A 23,146-nucleotide genomic window follows, 5' to 3' on the forward strand; every position below is an offset into this window, starting at 1 on the left:
CATGCTTGTTGCTTCATGCCATGGTGAGGCCCTGCATCGCTGGCGCAATCCTTCCGGCCTCGTTCCCCTATCAAAATGGAGACACATCATGGACATGACCGACCTCAAGCATTTTGGCATCGACGTTCGCTTTCCCTACAAGAACCATTATGAAAACTACATAGGCGGGCGCTGGGTGGCGCCCGTTGCCGGCAACTATTTCGAGAATATCTCGCCCATCAGCGGCAAGCCGTTTTGCGAAGTTGCGCGCTCCGATGCAGCGGATATCGACCTGGCGCTGGACGCGGCGCACGCGGCACGCCGCGCATGGGGTGAAACCTCGGCGACCGAGCGTTCCGGGGTATTGCTGCGCATGGCCGACCGCATGGAGCAGAATCTGGATCTGCTGGCCGTGGCTGAAACCATAGACAACGGCAAGCCGCTGCGCGAGACCATGGCGGCGGACCTGCCCCTGGCCATCGACCATCTGCGCTATTTCGCCGGATGCATTCGCGCCCAGGAAGGCGGGATATCCGAGATCGACAAGGACACCGTGGCCTATCACTTCCACGAACCCCTGGGCGTGGTCGGCCAGATCATTCCCTGGAATTTCCCCCTGCTGATGGCTGCCTGGAAGCTGGGGCCGGCACTGGCCGCGGGCAACTGCGTGGTCCTCAAGCCGGCGGAGCAAACGCCGGCGTCCATCCTGGTGCTCATGGAAATCGTCGGCGATCTTCTTCCGCCCGGAGTCCTCAACATCGTCAATGGCTACGGCAAGGAAGCGGGCGCGGCGCTGGCCTCGAGCACGCGCATCGCCAAGATCGCGTTCACGGGTTCCACGCCCACCGGCAAGCACATCCTGCATGCCGCCGCCGACAATCTGATTCCCAGCACAGTGGAGCTCGGCGGCAAGAGCCCCAATGTTTTCTTTGAAGACGTCATGGACAGGGACGACGCATTTCTGGACAAGGCGCTCGAAGGCCTGAGCATGTTCGCGCTCAACCAGGGCGAAGTCTGCACCTGCCCCTCGCGCATCCTGGTTCAGGAATCCATTTATGAGCAATTCATCGCGCGCGCCGTCAAGCGGGTCGAAAGCATGAAAACCGGCCATCCGCTGGACAGCGGCACCATGGTCGGCGCCCAGGTATCCAAAGCGCAGCTCGACAAGATCCTGGGCTATATCGACATTGGCAGGGACGAAGGCGCGCGCTGCCTGACCGGGGGCGCACGCAACTCGCTAGGCCAGGGACTGGACGAGGGCTTCTACATCAAGCCGACGCTACTCTTCGGCCAGAACAATATGCGCGTGTTCCAGGAAGAAATCTTCGGCCCCGTGGCCTCGGTCATGACCTTCAAGGACGAGGAAGAGGCGGTGGCCATCGCCAATGATACCTACTACGGCCTGGGCGCGGGGGTATGGACTCGCGACGGTTCGCGCGCCTACCGCGTGGGCCGCCAGATACAGGCCGGCCGCGTCTGGACCAACTGCTATCACCTGTATCCGGCGCACGCCGCCTTCGGCGGCTACAAGCAATCGGGCATCGGCCGGGAAAACCACAAGATGGCGCTCAATGCCTATCAGCAGACCAAATGCCTGCTGGTCAGCTACAGCCCCAATGCCTTGGGGTTCTTCTAACGGGAGTTCGGCTCCTTCAGCCGGCAGCAGCAGATTCAAGCATCTACGCCAATTCTGAAGAATTGGCGTTTTGCTTTCCTGGCTCTGTGCAAGCACTTTGTGGACATTTTTGATCCATGAATCGCTCGACCATCTCTTGCGGCTTCGCATTCCCATGCGTACTTCCCAGCCATGATTAAAGCTACGTTGATCAACGATTTGCCTCGCACCGAAAAGCCGCTTTAATGGTATTCGAAGCCATATTTTGGAGCCTCATTAAAAATTGGAGCCTTCGATTACTGGTTAAAGTGACGAAGAAAGCTCTTTTTCCAATTTTTGATGGGGCTCCCAACCGATGGTCAATCTAATTCATTTCGATATCCAATCCTTGCGATTTTTTTTATATGCAGCTCAGGCAGGCAGCCTTACCAAGGCGGCCGAACGCTCACACATGACTACGTCGGCACTGAGCAAGCGCATTTCCGAGCTGGAAAAAGCCATAGGCTGCCCCTTGTTCGTGCGCCTGCCGCGCGGCCTGGCACTGACGCCGGCAGGCCAGAACTTGACGGAACATGTGCAGAGTCTGTTGAATGGCGTCAATCGCATGGCCTTGGACATGAATGACTACGCGCTGGGCATGCGCGGCCACGTGCGTATCTGGGCCAATACATCGGCCATCATCCAGTTCCTGCCCATCGATCTTGCCGCCCTTATGGAACAACACCCGGGCATCCGCATCATTCTCGAAGAAAAAGTCAGTGAAGAGGCGGTCAACGCGGTTGCCCATGGTATTGCGGATATCGGCATCTTTGCTGGCTACGTATCTTCTCTTTCCCTTGAAAAACGGCTATATCGGCGCGATCAGCTCGTCGTGCTGGTCCCGCCAAATCATCCCCTGGCGAAGCGGGACACCGTCGATTTCGCCGACACGCTGGACTATGATTTCGTGGGCCTGAATGAAGGCAGTTCCCTGTTGAGCCGAATGCACAGCGCGGCCGCCGCCCTGGAACGAGTTCTGAAGTTGCGTGTCCAGGTTGCCAGCTTCGACGCCATATGCCGCATGATCGAAGCCGGACTGGGCATAGGCGTGCTGCCGCGCGGCTCGGTCCGTCAGGAAATACTGGGGGCGGGGCTGCGCGCCATACCGCTTTCGGACGGCTGGGCCTCGCGCAGCTTGTGGCTGGGTGTCCGAAACGTCAAGGAACTACCCCCCGAAGCCTTGCATGTCCTGAACTTTCTGGCGCAGCGTCATGCAAACGTTCAACCGGAACCGCAGATAGATGCGTCGTCGGAATGATTCGAAGCGCGGAATGTCGATCCTGACACAGCTTTAACCATTTGGAAAAGGTCCAGGAAAAATCCGCAATTCCCAGATCCTCCGCATGCGTTCAGAATATACCCATAATTTACGGATAAATTCGCACTATGCTCAAACCTTTAAGCGGAATTCGCGTACTCGAACTCGGTCAGCTCATAGCCGGCCCGTTCGCCGCCAAGATACTGGGCGAATTCGGCGCTGAAATCATCAAGATCGAGCCGCCCAAGACCGGCGACCCCCTGCGCAAATGGCGCCTGCTGCATGACGACACCTCGGTCTGGTGGGAAGTCCAGTCGCGCAACAAGCAATCGGTTACCCTGGACCTGCGTCAGCCCGAAGGTCAGGACGTCGTGCGCAAACTGGCCAAGACCACCGATATCCTGATCGAGAACTTCCGCCCCGGCACTCTGGAAAACTGGGGCCTGGGCTGGGAAGCGCTGCATGCCATCAATCCGGGGCTGATCATGCTGCGCGTCTCCGGCTACGGGCAGACCGGCCCCTATCGCGATCGGCCCGGCTTTGGCGTCGTGGGCGAGGCCATGGGCGGCCTGCGCCACCTTAGCGGCGAACCCGGCCGGCCACCCGTGCGCGTCGGAGTCTCCATCGGCGATTCGCTATCGGCCCTGCATGGCGTCATTGGCGCGCTGCTTGCGCTGCGCCATCGCGAGCAGAATGGGGGCGAAGGCCAATCCATCGATGTCGCCCTGTACGAGTCGGTATTCAACATGATGGAAAGCCTGCTGCCGGAGTACTCGGTCTTCAACGCCATTCGACAGCCCTCGGGCAGCAGCCTGCCGGGCATCACACCCAGCAACGCCTACGTATGCGCCGATGGTAAATACGCTCTGGTGGCCGGCAATGGCGACAGCATTTTCAAGCGGCTGATGACCGTCATCGATCGCGGCGATATGGCGGAAAACCCGGCCTACGCCCAAAACGACGGGCGCGCGCAGCATGCGCAGGCCATCGACGCCGCCATCGAAGCCTGGACTCGAACGCATACCCTGGAGGAAGTTCTGGAGCGCCTGCACGAGGCGCGCATCCCCGCCGGGCGCATCTACGACATTGCCGATATTTGCGCGGATCCGCACTACCAGGCACGCGACATGATCCTCGAGAGCCGGCTCGATGATGGCACACCGGTCAAGCTGCCCGGCATCGTTCCCAAACTCAGTGCCACTCCCGGCACGGTCGAGCGCAAAGCCCCCAAACTCGGGCAGGACACCGAACGCGTGCTGACGGCGCTGGGCATCGACGCCGACACGCAACGCGACTGGACCAGCCGCGGCATTATCTGAACCCCACCGCCGCGAGGCCACCATGCAGAAAACCCGTCTCTACCTACACGAAGTCGCCACACGCGACGGATTCCAGAACGAAGGCGTATTCATTCCCACCGACGAAAAAGTGGCATTGATCGACGCGCTGAGCGATTGCGGCTACGCCAAGATCGAGGCCACTTCGTTTACCTCGCCGCGCGCCATACCGGCCTTGCGCGATGCCGAAGAAGTCATGCACCGCATCGTGCGCAAGCCCGGCGTCGAATACACCGTGCTGGTGCCCAATGTGCGCGGCGCCGAACGCGCCCTGTCCTGCGGCGTGGATGAAATCAACCTGGTCATGTCGGTCAGCGAAACACACAATCGCGCCAACCTGCGCATGACACGCGACGCCTCCTTCGAGCAATTGAAAGCTGTGGCCGATAGTGTCAAAGGCAGCGAGCTGGCCATCAATGTGTCGCTGTCGACGGTGTTCGGCTGCCCGATGGAAGGCGATATCGAAGCCGACGACGTATTGTCGTGGGTGGACCGCTACGCGCGCCTGGATGTGCGCGGCATTACGCTTTGCGACACCACCGGCATGGCTTATCCCTCGCAGGTGGAAGCCCTGCTGAAAGACGTCAAGACACGCTTCCCGTCATTGATGTTGACGGCCCATTTCCACAATACCAGGGGCCTGGGGCTGGCCAATGTGCTGGCGGCCATCAACGCCGGCATCGACCGCTTCGACGCGTCGCTGGGCGGCCTGGGCGGCTGCCCCTATGCGCCCGGCGCTTCAGGGAATATATGCACCGAGGAACTGGTGCACATGCTGGAACTGATGGGCTACGACACCGGCGTATCGCTGCAACACTGCCTTGCCTGCAGCGCCGAACTGCCGCGCCTGGTCGGGCATGATATTCCCAGCCAGATACTGAAGGCAGGGCCGCGCCTGGCCTTGCATCCGGCCCCGGATTACGTGCGCGACCTGGAAAAGCCGCAAGTGCGTTGAACCGCTTTGGAGCATTTCATGATTGACCACCTGGACCACATCGTTCTGACCTGTGCCGATGCAGACGCCTGCAAGGACTTTTACACCCGCGTCATGGGCATGACACTGGAAGTCTTTGGCGCGGGCCGGCTGGCCTTCAAGTTCGGCAATCAGAAAATCAACCTTCATGTACAGGGGCGCGAATTTGAGCCCAAGGCTCATCGGCCCATGCCAGGGGCGCTTGATCTGTGCCTGATTGCATCGATACCCCTGGACGAGGTCATGGCCCATTTAAGGATTGAAAATTGGCCAATTATTGAAGGGCCGGTCATGCGTACCGGCGCAATTCAAAAAATCCGCTCCATTTATGTTCGCGATCCGGATTTGAATCTGATCGAAATTTCAGAGCCCTTCCCCTAAGCCGTATTTACCCATTTTTGTTTTATCCGATGCTTTGCAAGAGACAAGGCAATGGAGACTTTACGCCTTTTAAAGGCTGCAACCCCCAGGCGGTACCCATTACAACATCAGGAGACATTATGAAAACACGCTTGTATAAACTCGGCATGTGCGTCGGCTTTGCGCTAATAGGATCCAGCGCACATGCCGGGTCCTATCCCGACCGTCCTATTACCTTGATTGTTCCATCCGCGCCTGGCGGTACAACCGACGTGTCCGCACGCGCCGTTGCCCAGAACCTGGCAAAAATCCTTGGCCAGCCTGTTGTCGTCGAAAACAAGCCTGGAGCAAGTGGGAACATAGGAAATGCCTTCGTGAGTCGAGCCAAGCCCGACGGCTATACTTTATTGCTGTCGTACTCGGGCTATCACACAGGCAACCCGGCTCTTTTCAAAACCTTGACGTGGGACCCGGTCAAAGACTTCACCCCTATCGCCGAAGTATCCACCGCCCCACACGTTATCGTTGTGCCCAACACACTCAAGGTTTCAACCTTGAAGGACTTCCTGGCCCTGGCAAAATCGGAACCGGGCAAACTGAATTATGCATCGTCGGGCGCGGGTTCGATTCAACACTTGGGCACCGAACAGCTCAAGCAACTGACCGGAATAAACATGCTCCATGTGCCCTACAAGGGCGCCGGCCCCGCCATGCAGGACCTGCTTGCCGGGCAAGTCCAGTTATTCATTACCACTCCTCCGTCTGTCATAGGGCAGATCAAGGCCGGACGCGTGAAGGCCCTGGCGATTGCGAGCGACACCCGCCACCCCATGCTGCCGGACGTGCCGACAACGGCCGAGGCGGGCCTGCCCAATTACAAGCTCGAAGCCTGGTTCGCGGTATTCGGACCCGCCCATATGCCTCCAGATGTCACGGCGATCCTGACCAAAGCGCTAAAAAAGGTCGTTGCCGACAAGAGTTACAAGGCCAATATGGAATCGCAAGGAGCCTATGCCAAGTATCTGCCGCCCGATCAGTTGGAGGCAGAGGTCAAATCGGATATCAAGCATTGGCAGCAAGTGATCAAAACGGCGGGCATCAAGCCTTTGTAAGCCATCTGATCTCGGTGCGGGAGATGCATACGGCAAGAAATGTCCGCGCGATTCCCGCATTGTCGCGTTAACCTATAAGCATGCAAAAGACGTCACCACGAGCGGGGGTGGCGGCCCAGGCGGGGTGAGCGAGCTTGAGTCCGCCGCGGCCGCAGCCTGGATCGGGATGCAAGGGAGCGGTTGTTTGAGCGTCAAGGGTGTCCACAGCCCGGGGGGCTGTGGACGACGCGAGTTCCGCGACCGCCCGATCCAGGCTGCGGCCGCGGGCAGTCCTGGCGTAGCCAGGACCGGACGATGCGAGCTCCACCCCGCCTGGGCCGCCACCCCCGCGCCTTAAGAACGAAGAACGCGCACGACCAGCAGCAATAAGAGCCACATCCTACGCAAAATAAGCCCGCGCAAAAAATGCCACAGTGATTCCCGTGGAAAGCAGCAATGTCCCGGCCCGGATGGCCCACGACGGAGCTCGACGGCCGATTTGCGCGCCGCCATAGCCGCCGACCATAGCGGCAAGCAGCATGACCAGGGTTTCCGGCCACCGGACCGCGCGAGCCGCGATGAATGTCAGCACCGCTATCGTGTTGGCTGCGCTGACCAGCAGCGTGCGCGGCGCATTCAGGCTTTTCAGGTCGCGGCTGTCGAGCAGGCCCCAGACGGCCATCATCATGATGCCGACGGCGCCGCCGAAATAACCGCCATAAACGCCCAGGCAAAACTGAATGACCAGAACGACCGAAGGCCTGATTCGCCAGCGGCGCCGCAAGCATTCACCCAGGCGGCGCCCGAAGGCCAGCGCCAGCGTGGCAATCAACAAGAGCCAGGGAAGCACCGTGTCGAAGGTTTTCGACGGCGTCCACAGCAGCAGGATCGCCCCGATCACGCCTCCCACCAGTGTTGTAAACATCAGGGGTCGCAGCGACACCGCACCGACCGGCCCCAGCCCATCGCGATAGGCCCAGGCGCTGGCGATACCCCCGGGAAACAGCGCGACCGTGCTCGAAGCATTCGCCTGAACCGATGGCACTCCAACGGCAATCAGAGCGGGAAGGCTGACAAACGAGCCGCCTCCGGCCAGGGCATTCATTGCGCCAGCCAGCAAACCCGCGCCAGAAACTATCAGGAAGTCGTTCATGGCATCGATCATAGACAAGGCCCTGGCTGCGCACAATCTGGCATTTCCGGTGCTAGACTTCGTCTAAACCGAAGAAAGAGATTGATCTTGCGTTTTGACCTGACCGATATGCGTCTATTCCTGGCTGTGGTCGAACACGGCAGCCTGACCCGCGGCGCCCAGGCGATGAACCTTGCCCTGGCTTCCGCAAGCGAGCGCATTTCAGGCATGGAGGCGGTGCTCGGCGCTCCTCTTCTGGAGCGGACCCGGCGCGGGGTACACACCACAAGCGTCGGAGACGCCCTGCTGCGCCATGCCCGCATTATCGTAGGGCAGGTCGAACAGATGCGCGGCGAACTGCGTTCCTATGCGACAGGCCTCAAAGGCCGCATCAAACTAATGTCGAACACCGCGGCACTGGCCGCTTTTTTGCCGCAGCAGATCTGCCGCTTCCTCGCGCAATATCCCGACCTTTCAATTGATCTCGACGAACGGCCCAGCACCGAGATCGCCGTGGCGATCGCCGAAGGAAAGACGGACCTGGGAATCGTGGCGGATATTGCCGACCTGGCCGCGCTGCAGACCCGCCTCATCGCCCAGGATCATCTCGTTGTTGCAACAAGCATGGCGCACCGGATTGCCGGCCAGCCATCCGCAGCCTTTGCGGACATCGTGGGCGAGGCCTTTGTCGGCCTGTCGGATGCGGCGCTGGAAACCCATTTGGGAGAACGCGCCACCCGTTTGGGCCGCCAGATACAGTACCGTGTCAAGCTCAGGACTGTGGAGAATGTGGGCATGCTGGTGAAGGCCGGGGTGGGAATCGCCATTTTGCCCGAAGCCTCCGCGGCCGCGTTGCGCCAAGCCGGCTTGGTGATAGTGCCGCTGCACGAACCCTGGGCATCCAGGACACTGCATCTGTGCGCCCGCGATTTTTCCGCGCTGACACCTCACGCCAGCTTGCTCGCACAGCAACTCACTGAATCGGGCGTGGGGCCACGTTAAAGTTCTCGCCTCTTTATTTTTTCGTAGTATCGTATACAATTCTACGAAACCTAAGCGCTGAGAGAACAAAATGGACTGGCTATTCAACGAAGTTGCCGATACCGAATTTGAAGAAATCAGGAACACGTCGCTGGGCAAGCTGGTGCGCGATCAGTTGCTCAGCCAGATTCTGTCAGGCGTTTTCCTGCCCGGCCAGGCACTGAGGGAATCGGACCTGGTCGACCGCCTGAAGGTTTCGCGTGCGCCGGTACGCGAAGCACTGCGCGAACTGGAAAGCTCGGGCCTGGTGGTGTCGAAAAAGCATTCGGGCGTTTATGTGCGCGAACTCAGCAACAGCGAAGTCCGCGATCTTTACGACTTTCGCGCCCTGCTCGACAGTCATGCGGGCCTGGTCGTTTCGCAACTGCCTACCGAACGCCGGCACGAATTGGTCAAGGAGCTCGAAGCCAGGACCGAAGCCATGGATGCCGCCAACCAGGAAAAGAATTCGCAGGCCTATTACCGCGAAAACTTGCGGTTCCACTGGCTGTTCATCGAATACGCCGGCAACCGGGAAATCGCCAAGACCTACCGCGAAGTCATCCAGAAACTGCACTTGTCGCGGCTGAAGAACCTGTCTACGGAATCGTACCGGGAAATGTCCATTGCCGAGCACAAGCAAATCGTCAAGGCAATCTACGATTCCAAAACCATTGCGCATGCCAATTACTGCGCAGAACTGCTAAGCCACCATGTCATCAATGCCTACGACAGGCTTTCGACTCTGGCCTAATCAATCCCATTATTTTTATAACATCCACCGACTCAGGAGACTAGCAGCATGAGTATGAATCGCCGTTCCTTTTTGTTGAGCAGCGCCGCAGTAATGAGCTTGCCCCGCCTGTCTTTCGCCGCCTCGAAATACCCTAATCACGCACTGACCTACGTCGTACCGGTCGCCCCCGGAGGCGGCAGCGATTATGTAGGGCGCACGGTCACTCACGAATGGGGCAAGGAACTGGGTGAAACCTTTATCGTAGAAAACCAGGGCGGCGGCGGCGGAATCATCGCCTGCCAGAAAGTGGCGCGCGCCGAGCCCAACGGCTATACCCTGATGCAAGGCTATGTGGCCACCCTGGCCACCAGCCCGGCAACACGAAAAGTTCCCTACGACCCCATGCGCGACTTCACGCAGATCGGCATGATAGGCGGCACGCCCAACGTGCTGGTCGTCAATGCCAAATTGCCGATCAAGAACTTCCAGGATTTCGTCGCCTACACCAAAGAACACGGCGATCGCGTCAGCTATGGCTCGGCCGGCGTCGGCTCCCTTACCCATCTCCTGATGGAACTGCTGAAGCAGCAACTGGGCTCGAAAATGGTCCACATCAGCTACAAAGGGATTTCCCCGGCATTCACCGATCTGATTTCCGGCCAGACCCAGGCCATGTTTCCCGGCCTCGCCGCGTCGGTTCCTCATCTGAAATCGGGAAGCGTCCGGGCGATTGCCATCACCGGCAAAACACGCAATCCGGGCTTTAAAGACATACCGACTCTGGAAGAGCTGGGCATCAAGGGATTCGAAGATACCCTGCAATGGTATGGCGTATCGGGCCCGGCAGGCATCGATGGCGGCATTGTAAAAATACTGAACGACAGCCTGAATAAAGTGCTGGCCGTGCCCGATCTTGCCAAAAAACTGGATGTCGAAGCGATTATTCCGATGCCCATGTCCGCGGCGGAATTCGCCGATTACGCGAAACGCGACCTCGATCGCTGGACGCGCCTGGCCAAACAACAACATATTACCTTGAACTCCTGATCGTCCTAACCCCCTACAGTGAAGTGACATTTATGGCTCGCAATACCCAGGTCCATGCCGACCTAAACGCCCCTCCCATCACCAGCCTATTGGCTGAATATATTGTCAAGCATCCCTCGCGCGGCTGGGGAGACGAAGTTGAGCACGAGGCGCATCGTACATTCATGAACTGGCTGGGCTGCGCAATCGGGGCTGCCCATCATGAAGCCGCCCAGGCTGCGCTCCAGGCAATTCAGGTACTCGAACCCTCGGCGCAGGCAAGCATCCTGGGCCGAAAGGAAAAAGTCGATATCGGCAGTGCGGCGTTGATCAACGGCATCACTTCACACACCTTCGACTTTGACGACACTCATTTAAAAACAATCATCCACCCAGCCGGGCCGGTGTGTTCCGCCCTGGTTGCATTGGCCGAACATACCGGCGCCAGCGGCCGCCAACTGATCGACGCACTGGTCATCGGCATCGACGTTTCGTGCCGCGCGGGCAATATGATGTACCCGGACCACTACGATCGCGGCTGGCATATTACCGGCACGACTGGTGTATTGGGTTCGGCGGCGGCCTGCGCCCGACTGCTGGGCCTGAACGTCGAACAAACCATCATGGCCCTGGGTATCGCGGCGTCGCAGCCCATAGGCCTGCGGGAACAGTTCGGCACCATGACCAAGCCTTTCCACCCGGGCGCCGCCGCCCAGGCCGGGCTGATGTCCGCCCTGCTGGCCCGCGCCGGCTTCACATCCAGCCGTCGCGCCCTCGAGGCGCCGCGAGGCTTTGCCCAGGTTGTATCGGAAAAACACGATTGGAACGAAATTACCGACGAGCTTGGCAAGCGCTTCGAAATTTCCTTCAACGCGTACAAGCCATTTGCCTGCGGCATTGTGATACATCCCAGTATCGATGCCTGCGTCCAGTTGCGTGCAAAAGGCGTTACCCCTGACAATCTGCTTCGCATCGACCTGAAAGTGCATTCCCTGGTACTTGAACTGACGGGCAAGAAAGAACCGGCCGATGGCCTGCAAGGCAAGTTCAGCGTTTACCACGGCTGCGCCGCCGGCCTGATCTTCGGCCAGGCTTCCGAACATGAATACGCCGACAGCATCGTCACGCGTCCCGATGTCGTCGATGTACGCCGCAAGGTCGTGGCGACCGTCGACAACAACATCAACGAAGCCAGTGTCGATGCTGTTGCCACATTGAAGGACGGCAACACGGTGCACGTGTACGTCGAGCATGCCATAGGATCCTTGCAGCACCCGATGACAGACCTCGATCTCGAGAAAAAATTCCGCGGCATGTCCGACGAAATCATCGGAGCCGAACAAACAGGGCAATTGCTGGCCGAATGCTGGAATCTGGCCGCGGCTCCGAACGTCAAACGACTTGTCGAGCTCTCGCGACCGTGAACAGGCCCCTCATCGTCGTCCTGGATGACTGGGAAAACGGCCTGCGCCGTCTGGTGGACTGGTCCGCCATCGAACAGCAGGCCGAGGTTGTCATCCATAACCGCAAACTGTCGGGCGCCGCCCTGCTGGACGCATTGCGGCCCGCGCAATGCGTGGTGCTGATGCGCGACAGAACCCCGATAAACAAGGATATGCTCAAGCTTTTACCGACATTGCGCCACATTGTCTTTACCGGAACGCGCAATAAGAAGCTCGACCTGGAAGCGGCAGCCGAGCGGAACATCCAGGTCAGCCACACCGACTGGGGCCCGTCCAAGGCCAGCACCTGCGAAATGACCTGGACATTGATTCTGGCCGCAATGAAACAGTTGCCGAAAATCATGCTGTCCTCGTCGCGGCTGACATGGCGCGATGCCGACAGCGCCGGCGCACTGCCTGGAGTCCTGCACGGGCAACGCCTGGGCCTGATAGGACTGGGCCAGATCGGCCAGCGCGTTGCGGCGGTGGGCAAGGCCCTGGGTATGGATGTCGCGACCTGGAGCCCGAACATGACCCACGAGCGCGCGCTGGAACACGGGGTCGCGGCCCTAGGCCTGGAAGAGTTGCTGGCGACCTCCGCGGTGGTCAGCCTGCATTTGGTGCCGGCCGGCGCCACACGCCATCTGCTGAACCAGGAACGCCTGCGCCTGATGCAGCCGGGCAGCCTGCTGGTCAATACATCCAGGGCCGAATTGATCGATACGCCCGCCTTGATCGAAGCCTTGAAAGAGGGTCGGCCGGGTTTCGCCGCAATAGATGTGTTCGACACCGAACCCATCGAACCCGCCAACGAGTTGCTCGGCCTGCCCAATGTGCTGCTGACCCCTCATTACGGATTTGTCAGCGAGCCCGTTTACCGTAAATTTGCCGAAGGCATACGCGAGAGCCTGCGGTCCTGGCTGGCCGAGGGCTCCGTGCTGCCTTCATCCGCACCGGTTTGACGCAAGCCTGCACGGCGCTTTATTTCATCGACCAGCACCATCGCCGCGGCAGGCAGCACATACCCTTTGCGCGTCACCAGTTCATAAGGCTCGGTGCGGGCCTTGATGGTGATGGGCAGTATTTTCAAGATACCCTTTTCGGCAAAAAACTCGGCCGTTTCCTTTGATACCAGCGCCACCAGATTGGGATCCTCGTTCAGCATCAATACGGTCACAAACGTGGACGATGCTTCTACCGGATACAAAGGCATATCCAGGCCTTCTTCCATGAGCTCTCTTTCCAGCAGCCGCCTTACCGGCATGCGATTCGGAAAGAGAACCCAGCGGCAAGCGCTGAGGTCCGACAGATGGGATACCTTCTTGTGCGCCAGGGAATGATTGGGGCCTGCCACGACCGAAATTTTCTCGTCGCCCAATTCCATCCGGTCGAATATGTCGCGGTTGGTCAAGACCGCCGTTCTGCAAATGGCAATGTCCAGCAGCCCTTCGCCCAGCTCCGCCAGCAGGTTCGCACTGGTGCCTTCTTTGACCTTTACCGTCAGTTTCTTGTGCGCCCGCCTTACATTGGTAATAGCGCCGGTCAGCAGGGAAGGAAAGGCTCCCGCGACGGCCCCCACGGAAATGACGCTGCCCTGGCCGGCGTTGATGGCATGGATTTCCGCCGACATCTGATCGAGTTCGGCATACAGGATATACGCATAGCGAATCACGCACTGGCCGACGGCCGTGGCCTCGACTCCCCGGGCGGATCGGTCGAACAGGGCCGCGCCCAGCGCCGATTCTATTTCCTGCAGGGCTTTCGTTATGCCGGGCTGGGTCATGGACAAAAAATCGGCCGCCCGATGCATGGAGCCCAGCTCATCGAGGGCGATAAGGACTTTCATATGCCGGAAACGGAGCCTGGCGACAATCGATTCTATATTTTTCATAGGGCCTATTCAGGTGATAACGAACAGTTATCTATAGATCGAATATTGTCACTATTCGAGCCCCGGGCTGTCTAGTTAAATTTGGCAAGCGCGCATGGCGGCGCGCTGCCAGTGTCCTGTGCCACCATCCACCTACCGAGTGATTTTTCTGCACCGAGGAAAAAATGAATCAATATGACTTTCAAAATCGTGTCGCCATCGTTACCGGCGGAGCGCAAGGCATAGGGCTTGCCATTACCCAGGCGCTGCTTAAAGGCGGAGCCGAGGTCGCCATCTGGGACATCAACCCCGCCGAATTGGCCATTGCCGAAAAAGACCTGGCCCACCTGGGCCGGGTAGCGACCATGCAGGTCGACGTCGCCGATCCGGACAGCGTAAAAAGGGCCGCCGCGGCAACCAAGAAGACATTTGGAAAATTCGATATCGCCGTCAATAGCGCCGGCATTGCCGGGGTCAACGCGACCGTCGCCGAGTATCCCGAAGCCGAGTGGAACCGGGTCATCGATGTGAACCTGAATGGCACATTCTATGTAGGCAAGGCGGTTCTGCCCGAAATGATCGCCAACAACTATGGCCGCATCGTCAATATCGCGTCGATCGCCGGCAAGGAGGGAAACCCGAACGCGGGCGCATACAGCGCTTCCAAGGCAGGGGTCATCGGGCTGACGAAGTCCATGGGAAAAGAAACCGCAAGCCATGACATCAGTGTCAACGCGATTACCCCGGCAGCGGCCAAGACCCGGATTTTCGACCAGATCACCCAGCAGCATATCGACTACATGCTCTCCAAGATTCCACGCAACCGGTTCGTACTGACGAGCGAAATCGCGTCCATGGTCGCCTGGCTGGTGTCTGAAGACAATTCCTTCACGACGGGCGCCGTGTTCGACTTATCGGGCGGCCGCGCCACTTACTGACGCGGGCCCGCCTTGGCTGCCACGACATCCACATTCCGCGCCAACGCCACGAATTCGTCCCCTCCCCAGCGCCCGAGGCTGTCTATATCACGGAACGTCCGGGCAGCATACGCTGCCAGTGCTTTCAGGGCCTGATCACCGGCGCCGTGCCCGAATTCATCGTTGATGGCCTTGAACCGGTCGATGTCAAACATCACAAGCGCAAACGTGCCCCCATGGTTCGCGCAGTGGGTGAGTTCACTCATGATCAGCACCGCCGACACGAAATGCAGCTGCAAGGTGTTAAAGGGGCCACTTAAGCACTTTATGTTTTACGGCACACTTGACACCCGCCATCGTAATATTTAGTAAAACTGTTATATGCGATTTTTAGCGGAGCCGTAAAGCCATGACAACATGGAACCAAACTGGCGGCCCGGGTACAGCGAGTCAGGATATCGATTCGTTGTAATTCTTGTACTCGATCGAAGCCGCTTCCAGAAAGGCCTGTATCAGGCCGACCTTGGGCGACGATCTGGACCAGATCAGGCCGAAACGCCTGGGCTCCCTGTAGCCTTCCAGTTCGATGGCCGTGAGGCTCAGTTGCGGCCCGAGAAGATTGGCCGCCATAGGCACTATGGCCACGCCCAGATCCAGATTCACCATCAGTGCAATGGACTCGAGACTGTTCAGCTCGAAGCGCTCCACCGGCGTTATATTCGCTTCCTTCAGATAGGCGCTGATCATCTGCCCGGTCCAGCTATTGCGTTCATAACGGATAAAGGGCTGGCGGCGCAACAGCTCGCGCGCGGGCTTGCCGGCATGCCTGGACGACGCCAGCAGCACAAAAGGCTCCACACGCAGCAGGTGCCAGTTCAGGGTCTTGGGCAATGCATAGGGCGCCTGCGTGGCAATGGCAATGTCGAGCTCCTTGTTTTCGACCGCCGGGTAGAAATCGGCCGAATAACCCGGATTGATCAGCACATTCACCAGCGGATACTTGTTGATCAGCCTGGCCAGGACATGGGGAACGACGCTGTGCAGGGACGTGTTGCCGGCCCCCAGCCGAAGTTCGCCGCGCACGACATCGGACTTGGCGATCGACATCAATTCATCGATATTGCCCAGTATTTCCCTGGCTTTTTCCAGAATCCGGCTACCGGCTTCCGTCAAATGCACGGTATGGCCGGCCCGGGTCACGAGCGCAATATTCAGCTCGCTTTCCAGCGCCCGGATCTGCTGCGCCACGGCGCCATGAGTCAGATTCAGGCGACGGCCCGCCTCGGCCATGGAGCCGTATCGATGAACAAGCACAAAAGTAGTGAGGAATCGGGTATTCATAACGATAGAAAATATATCGTTTGATCGGATATTTCAAGCTACTTTTTTATCGTTATCCCGGCACAATAGGCAAAAAACAGGAGACACACGATGCGCAGCAAGCTATTCGTACCCGGGTCGCGCCCGGAATTATTCCGCAAGGCCCTGGACAGCCAGGCCGACGCCATCAGTTTCGACCTGGAGGACTCGGTGCTGGAAAGCCGCAAGGATTACGCGCGCGAAGAGCTGGCCCGATTCCTGGGTGATGCGGGCCTGGCCTCGAGCGGCAAAAAAATCATTGTGCGCGTCAACGGCATGGACACACCCCATTTTCTTGCCGACCTGGCTGCGTGCTGCCACCCCGCCGTGCACATTCTCAATATTCCAAAAATAGAATCGCCGGAAAACGCACTCGATTTCTTTGCCCATCTGGAAGACATGGAACGCAAGAAATCGCTGCCGCCAACGATCTCGCTCCTGGCCAATATCGAAACGCCGCAAAGCGTGCGGCGGGCCGGCGAGATCGCAGCCAGCCATCCCCGGGTCGGCGGGCTGCAACTCGGCCTAGGCGATCTGTTCGAGCCCCTGGGCATTGCCCGTTACAACGCCGCAAATGTGCATGCCATGATGTTCACGCTCAGAATGGCGGCCGGCGAAGCCGGCGTATACGCCTACGATTCGGCCTACGCCGATGTGAAGAATACCGCGGGCTATCGGGCAGAGGCGCTGATGGCGCGTTCACTCGGATTCCTGGGCAAAACCTGCATACATCCAAGCCAGGTCGAGATCGCCAACGAAGTTTTCAGTCCGACTCCGGCGGAAGTGGAGTGGGCGCAAAAGGTAACGCAAGCAGCCCAGTCCAATCAGGACAATGGGGCTTTTCTGCTTGACGGCAAGATGGTCGATGCGCCGTTCGTGCATCGAGCCCACGAAGTGGTACGCAACGCGCAGCAGCTGAACCTAATCAAATAAAACCTGGAGACAAACCCATGCATACAAACCGTAATCCGCAAATCCGATACTCACTGACACTGCCCGGCCTGGCCGCCGGCATTGCCCTGGCCGCGACTGTCGCCATAGCCCCGGCCGCCTTCGCGGCCGAAGCCTATCCGGCCGGCAAGCCGATTACCCTGGTCGTCCCCTACCCGCCCGGAGGATCCAACGATGTATTTGCCCGTGCGGTGGGAGCCAAGCTGGGCCCCCTGCTGCACACCACTGTGGTGATCGAAAACAAGCCGGGAGCGGGCGGCTCGATAGGCGCAAGTTACGTAGCGCGCGCCAAACCCGACGGTTATACGCTTGCCGCGGTGTCGTCCAGTTTTACGACCAATGCCGCCATACAGGCCAATTTGTCTTTCGATGCCGTCAAAGACTTCACGCCCGTCGCACTGATGGCCGAAGGCCCGTTTATCGTGGCGGTCAAGAAGGACGCCCCGATCAACTCCATCGCCGATCTGGTCGCTTATGCCAAGAAACACCCCGGGGAACTGAACTATGCCTCGTCCGGCCCCGGCAGCAGCAACCAGTTCGCCACCGAAATGATGGATACGGCGGCCGGCATCAAGATGACCCATGTGCCTTTCCGCGGCATGGGTCCGGCCACCACAGCGCTGATGGCCGGGCAGGTCGATGTGCTGGTGGCCAGCGGCCCCTCTTTGCTGCCGGCCATCAATAGCGGCAAGGTGAGGTCCCTGGGCATCACCAGCGCAAAACCCAGCGCGATTGCGCCCGACTTGAAGCCCGTGGCGGATACCGTGCCCGGCTACGACTTCAGCCTGTGGTGGGGCATTCTGGCGCCCGCGCATACCCCTGAAGCCATCGTGAACACACTGAATGCCGCCATCGCCAAGGTCGTCGAAGATCCCGAAATGAAAAAATTCTTTATCCGGGAAGGCGCCGAGTCGGCAACACTGAGCGCGCCGCAATACAAGCAGCGTGTCAAGGACGATATCGTTCAGTGGAAAAAAGTCGCTCAACAAAGCAACATTACCGTGCAAAAATAAACAAGGGGCTGCGCGCATGCCGGGGCGGGCATCGCCTCCGCATGCATGAAGCCTCCGCAACACCCACGACAGAGAAGATCCATGGCAACACTACAAGACAACGCGCCGCTGACGGGCATCAGGGTCCTGGACCTCAGTGCCTATATCGCGGGGCCTTACGGTTGCGCGCTATTGGCCGACCTGGGTGCCGAAGTCATCAAGATTGAACCTCCAGAGGGCGATAACCTCAGGAAATACCCATCGACCCTGGCGGCCGAAAGCCGCGCCTTCATGGGCGTAAATCGCGGCAAGAAAGGCATGGTCATCGATCTGAAGGCTCCGTCGGGCCATGCGGTCTTCATGCGGCTGGCGCAAACCGCGGACGTGCTGGTCCACAACTTCCGCCCGGCGGTTCCCAAGCGCCTGAAAATCGATTACGAAACACTGGAAGCCGCCAACCCGCGCCTGATCTATTGCTCAATGACGGGCTACGGGACATCGGGCCCCCTGGCCGGCAAGGCCGGGTACGACCAGGTGCTTCAAGCCATGAGCGGCATCTGCTCATCGCAGGGCACGCCCGACGCCCCCGAAATCGTGTATGGATCGGCCGTGGATTTTTATGCGGCATCCATGGTGTCCAATGCGGTGGTGGCCGCGCTGTTCCAGCGGGAGCGCACGCGATACGGGCAGGAAGTGTCGGTATCGCTGCTGGGCAGCGCGCTTGCCATGCAATCGACACGCATGGTGTTTGCGGAAGGCGAACCCAGAAACATAGAACGGGACATGCGCTCGGGAGGCATTACGGGCCTGCATCCGACTCGAGAAGGTTTTCTGTATTTGTCCGCCAATACGCCGCATTTCTGGACTTCCCTGTGTTCCCTGTCGGGGGTGCCGCAACTGGCGGAAAACGAACGCTACGACAGCGTGCGCAAGCGCGCCGAACATGCCGCGGAAATCGTGCCGGTCATACGCCACGCCCTTCAGCAGCACACGGCGCTGGAATGGGAGGCGATTTTCGGCGCAGCCGTTCCTTGCGCGGCGGTACGCCAGGTGGAAGACATGCTCGACAACCCCCAGGTACGGGATCAGCAATTCCTGGCGGACTTCCACCATCCCAAGGCAGGCCGCTACAAAGGCGTAGCCAATCTGATCAAGTTCGGCGCCTGCGAGCCGGTCAAACCCGTATCCAGCCCGACACTGGGCCAGCATACCGGCGAGATCCTCGACCAGGCCGGGTACGGCAAAGACGAGATAAGCTCCTTGTACGAGCAAAAAGCCGTTTTCTGATTCAATCAATGTTAAAGAGCAGTTCGATGGACTATCGTTCACACCTCCGCCGGGCGAAACCCGACGGACTTCTACAGAAACAGAATATCCACATCATTCCCAGGAGCACACTATGAAAGTGACAAGGCTGCATGCGTTGTCGGTTCTTATGTCCGTTGTATCTTGCCTCGGCCTTTCGGGCCCAGCCTCGGCGGCAAGTTTTCCGGATAAATCCATTAACCTGGTCGTTCCCTATTCCGCGGGCGGAGGCGCCGACAATGCGGCCCGCATCATCGCCCAGGCCCTGGGCGAAGAGCTCAAGCAAAGCGTAATCATAGAAAACAAAGGCGGGGCCAGCGGCTCGATCGGCGCCGCCTATGTAGCCCGATCCGCTCCGGATGGCTACACCATGCTGTACGACGCTTCGTCATTCGCCATCAACCCCGTGTTGCGCAAGCTTCCCTACGATGCCGAGAAAGATTTCATTCCGGTGTCGCAAGCGGTCAGCGTGCCCAACATCATGGTGGTGGCCAAGAATTCGCCATTCACCTCACTGAATTCATTCATAACGGCCGCCCAGAAAAATCCCGGGAAATATACGTTTGCATCCTACGGACCGGGCAGCCTCGCGCAAATGATCGGCGAACTGCTGAAGAAAGAAACCCACATCGACATTGTGCATGTGCCTTATAAAGGCGGCGCACCCGCTATCGTGGACGTCATGGGCGGCCAGGTCGATACCTATTTCGCCAATGCGGCATCCAGCCTGAACTATATTACCGGCGGCAAACTGAAGGCCCTGGCGGTCACCTCCGCCACTCGCATGAAAGAATTGCCCAATGTCCCGACCATGGCCGAGTCGGGCCTGAAAGATTTCAGCGTCCTGGAGTGGAACGGTTTCTTTTTACCCGCCGGAACACCTCCCGATGTGGTCGCCAAACTGCAAACCGCCATCCAGAATGCGTTGAAAAAAGAGTCGGTGCAGGACAAGCTGCACAAGCTGGGCCTGACCGCGGTGGGCAGTTCGTCGGCCGAATTCTCCGCGTTCATCAAGGCGGAGCGCGCGCGCTGGACAGAGGTCGTGAAGGCCAACCATATTTCGCTGCAATAACAGCGCGGCGCTGTCCCGGCGTTTGCCATCCAGGCATGCCGGCGGCACGCGCTTGATTTCCTGAGTGGCGATTCCTTATGGTCAGACTGGATATATTGGGCGTTCAGGCGTTTGTGTACATTGCCGAACTCGGCAGCTTCAGCAGCGCGGCCGAGCACCTGCATTTATCGCAAACAGCCTTGAGCCGCCGCGTCTCCAAGCTCGAGGAAATGATAGGGGTCGGGCTGTTTGTCCGCACCACGCGAACAGTGGCCCTCAGCCAGGCGGGGCGGGATTTCCTGCCGCGCGCGCGCAGGATAGTCAGGGAGCTGTCGTCTGCCCTGGGAGACCTGAAAGACAGTGCCTCCAAGGGCTACGGCAATTTTGTTCTTGCCTGCCTGCCGACTATCGCGGCGTCGCTACTGCCGCCGATACTGGCCGAATACGGGCGTACATATCCCAAGAATCGAATCCAGATTCTGGACCGATCGGCCTACGAAATCCGCGAAGCCGTACTTCAAGGCGAGGCGGATTTCGGGATATCCGTTCCGGGCGTGCTGCATTCGGACCTGGAGTACGAGCATTTATTCGATGATCCCGTCGTGGCGGTGTGTCCGGCCGGGCACCCTCTGGGCAAGAGAACGAAGTTGTCATGGAAAGATCTGGAAGGGATTCCGCTGGTCGGAGCAAGCACCCTGAGCGGGTTGAGGCTGCAGATCGAAACGGTGATGAACACGCATAAGCTGGATCTGCTTTTCACCTACGAGGTGTCGCATCTGGCGACGATTACCGGCATGGTGCTGGGCGGCGCGGGGATTGCAATATTGCCGCTGGTGGCCGTGCAGTCGATGGTGGGAGCCGATTTGAAAGTGATGCCATTGAGGTCGCCCAGCGTGAACCGATCGATCGAAATTTTCAGAAGAATGGATCGCGCGCCCTCGGCATTGTCGGACCCCTTGTACAGGCTGGTGATCGAGGGCTTGAAGAAAAGCAAGGCGCGGAGCAGGTAAACCTTCGAATCACGGGGTGCGCGGCGCGCCTGCGATCGGCACGCGGGATAAAGACCCGGCATCGGTGCATTCATGTCTTTTATTCATTAATCCCTGCAATATTTACATTATGATTGTCGCCTGGGTTCACTTAAAGTGACGGGATACATCAGGCAATGAAAGCCAAAAGGAACAGGCAATGAAACTGACGTCCGATCAAAAAGGGGTGGTGGTGATCGCTCCTACCCCTTTCCTGGATAACGGAACCATCGACACGGAATCGATCGATCGCCTGGTCGACTTCTACATCGAAGCCGGAGTCACGGGGATTACGGTGCTGGGCCAATTGGGCGAGGCGCCCAAGCTGGCTTTTGACGAAGCCGCCGCGGTGGTCTCCCGATTCATCAAGCGGGCGCCTCGCCTGCCCATTGTGGTGGGGGTTTCTTCGCCCGGCTTTGCGGCCATGTCGGCGCTGACGAAACAGGTCATGGACATGGGCGCCGCGGGGGTCATGATTGCCCCTCCCAATACTTTGCGTACCGACGACCAGATCGTCAATTACTACCATCAGGCGGCAAGGGCCATCGGCGAAGATGTCCCCTTCATCATCCAGGACTATCCGCTGACCTTTTCGGTGCAGATGTCGGTGGGCGTCATACGGCGCATCGTAAGCGACAATCCCTCGTGCATTATGCTCAAGCACGAGGATTGGCCGGGCCTGGAAAAGATCTCGGCTTTGCGCAATTTCGAAAAAGACGGTTCGATGCGGCATATCTCCATACTGTGCGGCAACAATGGGCTGTTCCTGGATTTTGAAATGTCGCGCGGCGCGGACGGCGCGAACACGGGCTATTGCTTCCCCGATATGCTCTGCGATGTGGTGGGGCTGTATTCCAGCGGCGAACGGGATCAGGCGCACGATCTGTTCGATGCGCATCTGCCTTTGATCCGCTATGAGCAGCAAGCCGGCGTGGGATTGGCGGTCAGGAAGTATGTATTGATGAGGCGTGGCCTTTTAAAGACGGCAACGCTCAGGAACCCGGCGGCCCCCTTGACTCCTGCGGCGCGGGAGGAAGTCGAATACTTGTTGAAGCGTCTGGCCCGTGTCGATAAAAGAGCGGCTCTGGCGTGAACATCGGGTTCCAGGCATATGCCTGCATGGTGCTCTCCTAGCGCATTTTTGGTTCAAGTGTTTACGCACTGAACGTGTTTCAGTCACTTTCGTTTTGAGCCGTTTTTGGGCTTGATCTGTGGCTTTGGGTTGTGTTGTCTGTGGGGGCTATAGCGCGGTTGGTAATTCTATTAAAACGCCGCAGGGTGGGCGGTGCTGTGTAGTCCGGCACGTCCAGCGGTCGTGGCGCTACGCGCCCCGACTGCCCGGGTCTGCCTCGTCCAGGCGGGCGTCGGGCCAACTCGCAGTGCCTCGCACGCGAGGCACTGCTCAGACAGGGCCCGCCGAAAGCCCCCGCCTTCCCTTCGTCAGCACCCGGCGCTGGACTACCGCCGGACTACACAGCACCGCCCACCCTGCGGCTTGCGTTGAGGAAATGCATAGAAAAAGACATTGGGGGCATGCACCGAGAGAAACGGTGAGGTCATGCATCGAGGTATACGTTGAGGCCGGCAAGCTCATTCCAGGCATGCCACAACGCGAGCCGTCTATCGGGGCTTGGGGTCAGGACCGGCGTAAGGCGTGCGCCGGAT

Annotated in this window: 22 protein-coding genes; 18 read left to right on the top strand and 4 right to left on the bottom strand. The window is 59.0% G+C overall.

Features of this window, described 5'->3' with window-relative positions:
- Nucleotides 1–88 precede the first annotated feature (88 nt).
- The 6 genes from LSG25_RS14930 to LSG25_RS14955 all read left to right on the top strand — a co-directional run bounded on the left by LSG25_RS14930 (nt 89) and on the right by LSG25_RS14955 (nt 6,673).
- Nucleotides 89–1,615 carry an aldehyde dehydrogenase family protein gene (locus tag LSG25_RS14930; protein WP_232741697.1) on the top strand — a complete coding sequence of 509 codons (1,527 nt, stop codon included), beginning with the start codon at nt 89–91 and terminating at the stop codon, nt 1,613–1,615.
- A 334-nt stretch (nt 1,616–1,949) separates the two neighbouring features.
- The gene (locus LSG25_RS14935; RefSeq protein WP_232741698.1) at nt 1,950–2,891 is read left to right on the top strand and encodes a LysR family transcriptional regulator; all 942 of its coding nucleotides are present in this window, start codon (nt 1,950–1,952) and stop codon (nt 2,889–2,891) included.
- A gap of 128 nt (nt 2,892–3,019) precedes the next feature.
- Nucleotides 3,020–4,210, top strand: coding sequence for a CaiB/BaiF CoA-transferase family protein (locus tag LSG25_RS14940; protein ID WP_232741699.1), 1,191 nt, complete (start codon nt 3,020–3,022; stop codon nt 4,208–4,210).
- A gap of 22 nt (nt 4,211–4,232) precedes the next feature.
- Nucleotides 4,233–5,183, top strand: a complete 951-nt coding sequence (locus LSG25_RS14945; RefSeq protein WP_232741700.1) for a hydroxymethylglutaryl-CoA lyase — start codon at nt 4,233–4,235, stop codon at nt 5,181–5,183.
- Nucleotides 5,184–5,201: 18 nt separating this feature from the next.
- Nucleotides 5,202–5,582, top strand: a complete 381-nt coding sequence (locus LSG25_RS14950) for a VOC family protein (protein ID WP_232741701.1) — start codon at nt 5,202–5,204, stop codon at nt 5,580–5,582.
- Nucleotides 5,583–5,701: 119 nt separating this feature from the next.
- Complete coding sequence (locus LSG25_RS14955) at nt 5,702–6,673, top strand: tripartite tricarboxylate transporter substrate binding protein (RefSeq protein ID WP_232741702.1); 972 nt, start codon at nt 5,702–5,704, stop codon at nt 6,671–6,673.
- Between the two features lie 379 nt (nt 6,674–7,052).
- On the opposite strand, the gene LSG25_RS14960 is transcribed toward LSG25_RS14955, so the two are convergent.
- Nucleotides 7,053–7,817, bottom strand: a complete 765-nt coding sequence (locus LSG25_RS14960; protein WP_370636011.1) for a sulfite exporter TauE/SafE family protein — start codon at nt 7,815–7,817, stop codon at nt 7,053–7,055.
- Nucleotides 7,818–7,892: 75 nt separating this feature from the next.
- Between LSG25_RS14960 and LSG25_RS14965 the strand changes: the two genes are divergently transcribed.
- The 5 genes from LSG25_RS14965 (at nt 7,893) to LSG25_RS14985 (ending at nt 12,970) form a co-directional block, all read left to right on the top strand.
- On the top strand, nt 7,893–8,786 hold the full coding sequence (locus LSG25_RS14965) for a LysR substrate-binding domain-containing protein (protein ID WP_232744714.1): 894 nt from the start codon (nt 7,893–7,895) through the stop codon (nt 8,784–8,786).
- 70 nt (nt 8,787–8,856) lie between these two features.
- Nucleotides 8,857–9,558 (top strand): GntR family transcriptional regulator, encoded by a 702-nt coding sequence (locus LSG25_RS14970; protein WP_232741703.1) that lies wholly within the window; start codon nt 8,857–8,859, stop codon nt 9,556–9,558.
- Between the two features lie 48 nt (nt 9,559–9,606).
- A complete protein-coding gene (locus tag LSG25_RS14975) occupies nt 9,607–10,587 on the top strand; it encodes a Bug family tripartite tricarboxylate transporter substrate binding protein (RefSeq protein ID WP_370635883.1) in 981 nt (326 codons plus the stop codon).
- 32 nt (nt 10,588–10,619) lie between these two features.
- A complete protein-coding gene (locus LSG25_RS14980; protein WP_232741704.1) occupies nt 10,620–11,990 on the top strand; it encodes an MmgE/PrpD family protein in 1,371 nt (456 codons plus the stop codon).
- Nucleotides 11,987–12,970 carry a D-2-hydroxyacid dehydrogenase family protein gene (locus LSG25_RS14985; protein ID WP_232741705.1) on the top strand — a complete coding sequence of 328 codons (984 nt, stop codon included), beginning with the start codon at nt 11,987–11,989 and terminating at the stop codon, nt 12,968–12,970. The genes LSG25_RS14980 and LSG25_RS14985 overlap by 4 nt, the downstream gene beginning before the upstream one ends.
- Here LSG25_RS14985 and LSG25_RS14990 read toward each other — a convergent pair.
- The gene (locus LSG25_RS14990) at nt 12,883–13,899 is read right to left on the bottom strand and encodes a LysR family transcriptional regulator (protein ID WP_232741706.1); all 1,017 of its coding nucleotides are present in this window, start codon (nt 13,897–13,899) and stop codon (nt 12,883–12,885) included. The genes LSG25_RS14985 and LSG25_RS14990 overlap by 88 nt on opposite strands.
- Before the next feature lie 164 nt (nt 13,900–14,063).
- Here LSG25_RS14990 and LSG25_RS14995 point away from each other — a divergent pair, with 164 nt between their 5' ends.
- Nucleotides 14,064–14,816, top strand: coding sequence for an SDR family NAD(P)-dependent oxidoreductase (locus LSG25_RS14995; protein ID WP_232741707.1), 753 nt, complete (start codon nt 14,064–14,066; stop codon nt 14,814–14,816).
- Here the strand turns inward: LSG25_RS14995 and LSG25_RS15000 are convergent.
- Nucleotides 14,810–15,061, bottom strand: coding sequence for a diguanylate cyclase (locus LSG25_RS15000; RefSeq protein ID WP_232741708.1), 252 nt, complete (start codon nt 15,059–15,061; stop codon nt 14,810–14,812). The two genes, LSG25_RS14995 and LSG25_RS15000, sit on opposite strands and share 7 nt — an antisense overlap.
- Nucleotides 15,062–15,245: 184 nt before the next feature.
- Nucleotides 15,246–16,136, bottom strand: a complete 891-nt coding sequence (locus LSG25_RS15005) for a LysR family transcriptional regulator (protein WP_232741709.1) — start codon at nt 16,134–16,136, stop codon at nt 15,246–15,248.
- A gap of 90 nt (nt 16,137–16,226) precedes the next feature.
- Here LSG25_RS15005 and LSG25_RS15010 point away from each other — a divergent pair, with 90 nt between their 5' ends.
- The 6 genes from LSG25_RS15010 (at nt 16,227) to LSG25_RS15035 (ending at nt 22,574) form a co-directional block, all read left to right on the top strand.
- Entirely contained in the window at nt 16,227–17,087 is an 861-nt protein-coding gene (locus LSG25_RS15010) for a CoA ester lyase (protein WP_232741710.1), read from the top strand.
- Between the two features lie 17 nt (nt 17,088–17,104).
- Nucleotides 17,105–18,118, top strand: a complete 1,014-nt coding sequence (locus tag LSG25_RS15015; RefSeq protein WP_232741711.1) for a tripartite tricarboxylate transporter substrate binding protein — start codon at nt 17,105–17,107, stop codon at nt 18,116–18,118.
- A gap of 81 nt (nt 18,119–18,199) precedes the next feature.
- The gene (locus LSG25_RS15020) at nt 18,200–19,384 is read left to right on the top strand and encodes a CaiB/BaiF CoA-transferase family protein (protein ID WP_232741712.1); all 1,185 of its coding nucleotides are present in this window, start codon (nt 18,200–18,202) and stop codon (nt 19,382–19,384) included.
- A gap of 112 nt (nt 19,385–19,496) precedes the next feature.
- Complete coding sequence (locus tag LSG25_RS15025) at nt 19,497–20,474, top strand: tripartite tricarboxylate transporter substrate binding protein (protein ID WP_232741713.1); 978 nt, start codon at nt 19,497–19,499, stop codon at nt 20,472–20,474.
- A gap of 77 nt (nt 20,475–20,551) precedes the next feature.
- On the top strand, nt 20,552–21,463 hold the full coding sequence (locus LSG25_RS15030; protein WP_232741714.1) for a LysR family transcriptional regulator: 912 nt from the start codon (nt 20,552–20,554) through the stop codon (nt 21,461–21,463).
- Nucleotides 21,464–21,641: 178 nt separating this feature from the next.
- Nucleotides 21,642–22,574, top strand: a complete 933-nt coding sequence (locus LSG25_RS15035; protein WP_232741715.1) for a dihydrodipicolinate synthase family protein — start codon at nt 21,642–21,644, stop codon at nt 22,572–22,574.
- Nucleotides 22,575–23,146: the final 572 nt, after the last annotated feature.

Origin of the sequence: Paralcaligenes sp. KSB-10 (genome assembly GCF_021266465.1) — a bacterium.
Taxonomy (GTDB): domain Bacteria; phylum Pseudomonadota; class Gammaproteobacteria; order Burkholderiales; family Burkholderiaceae_B.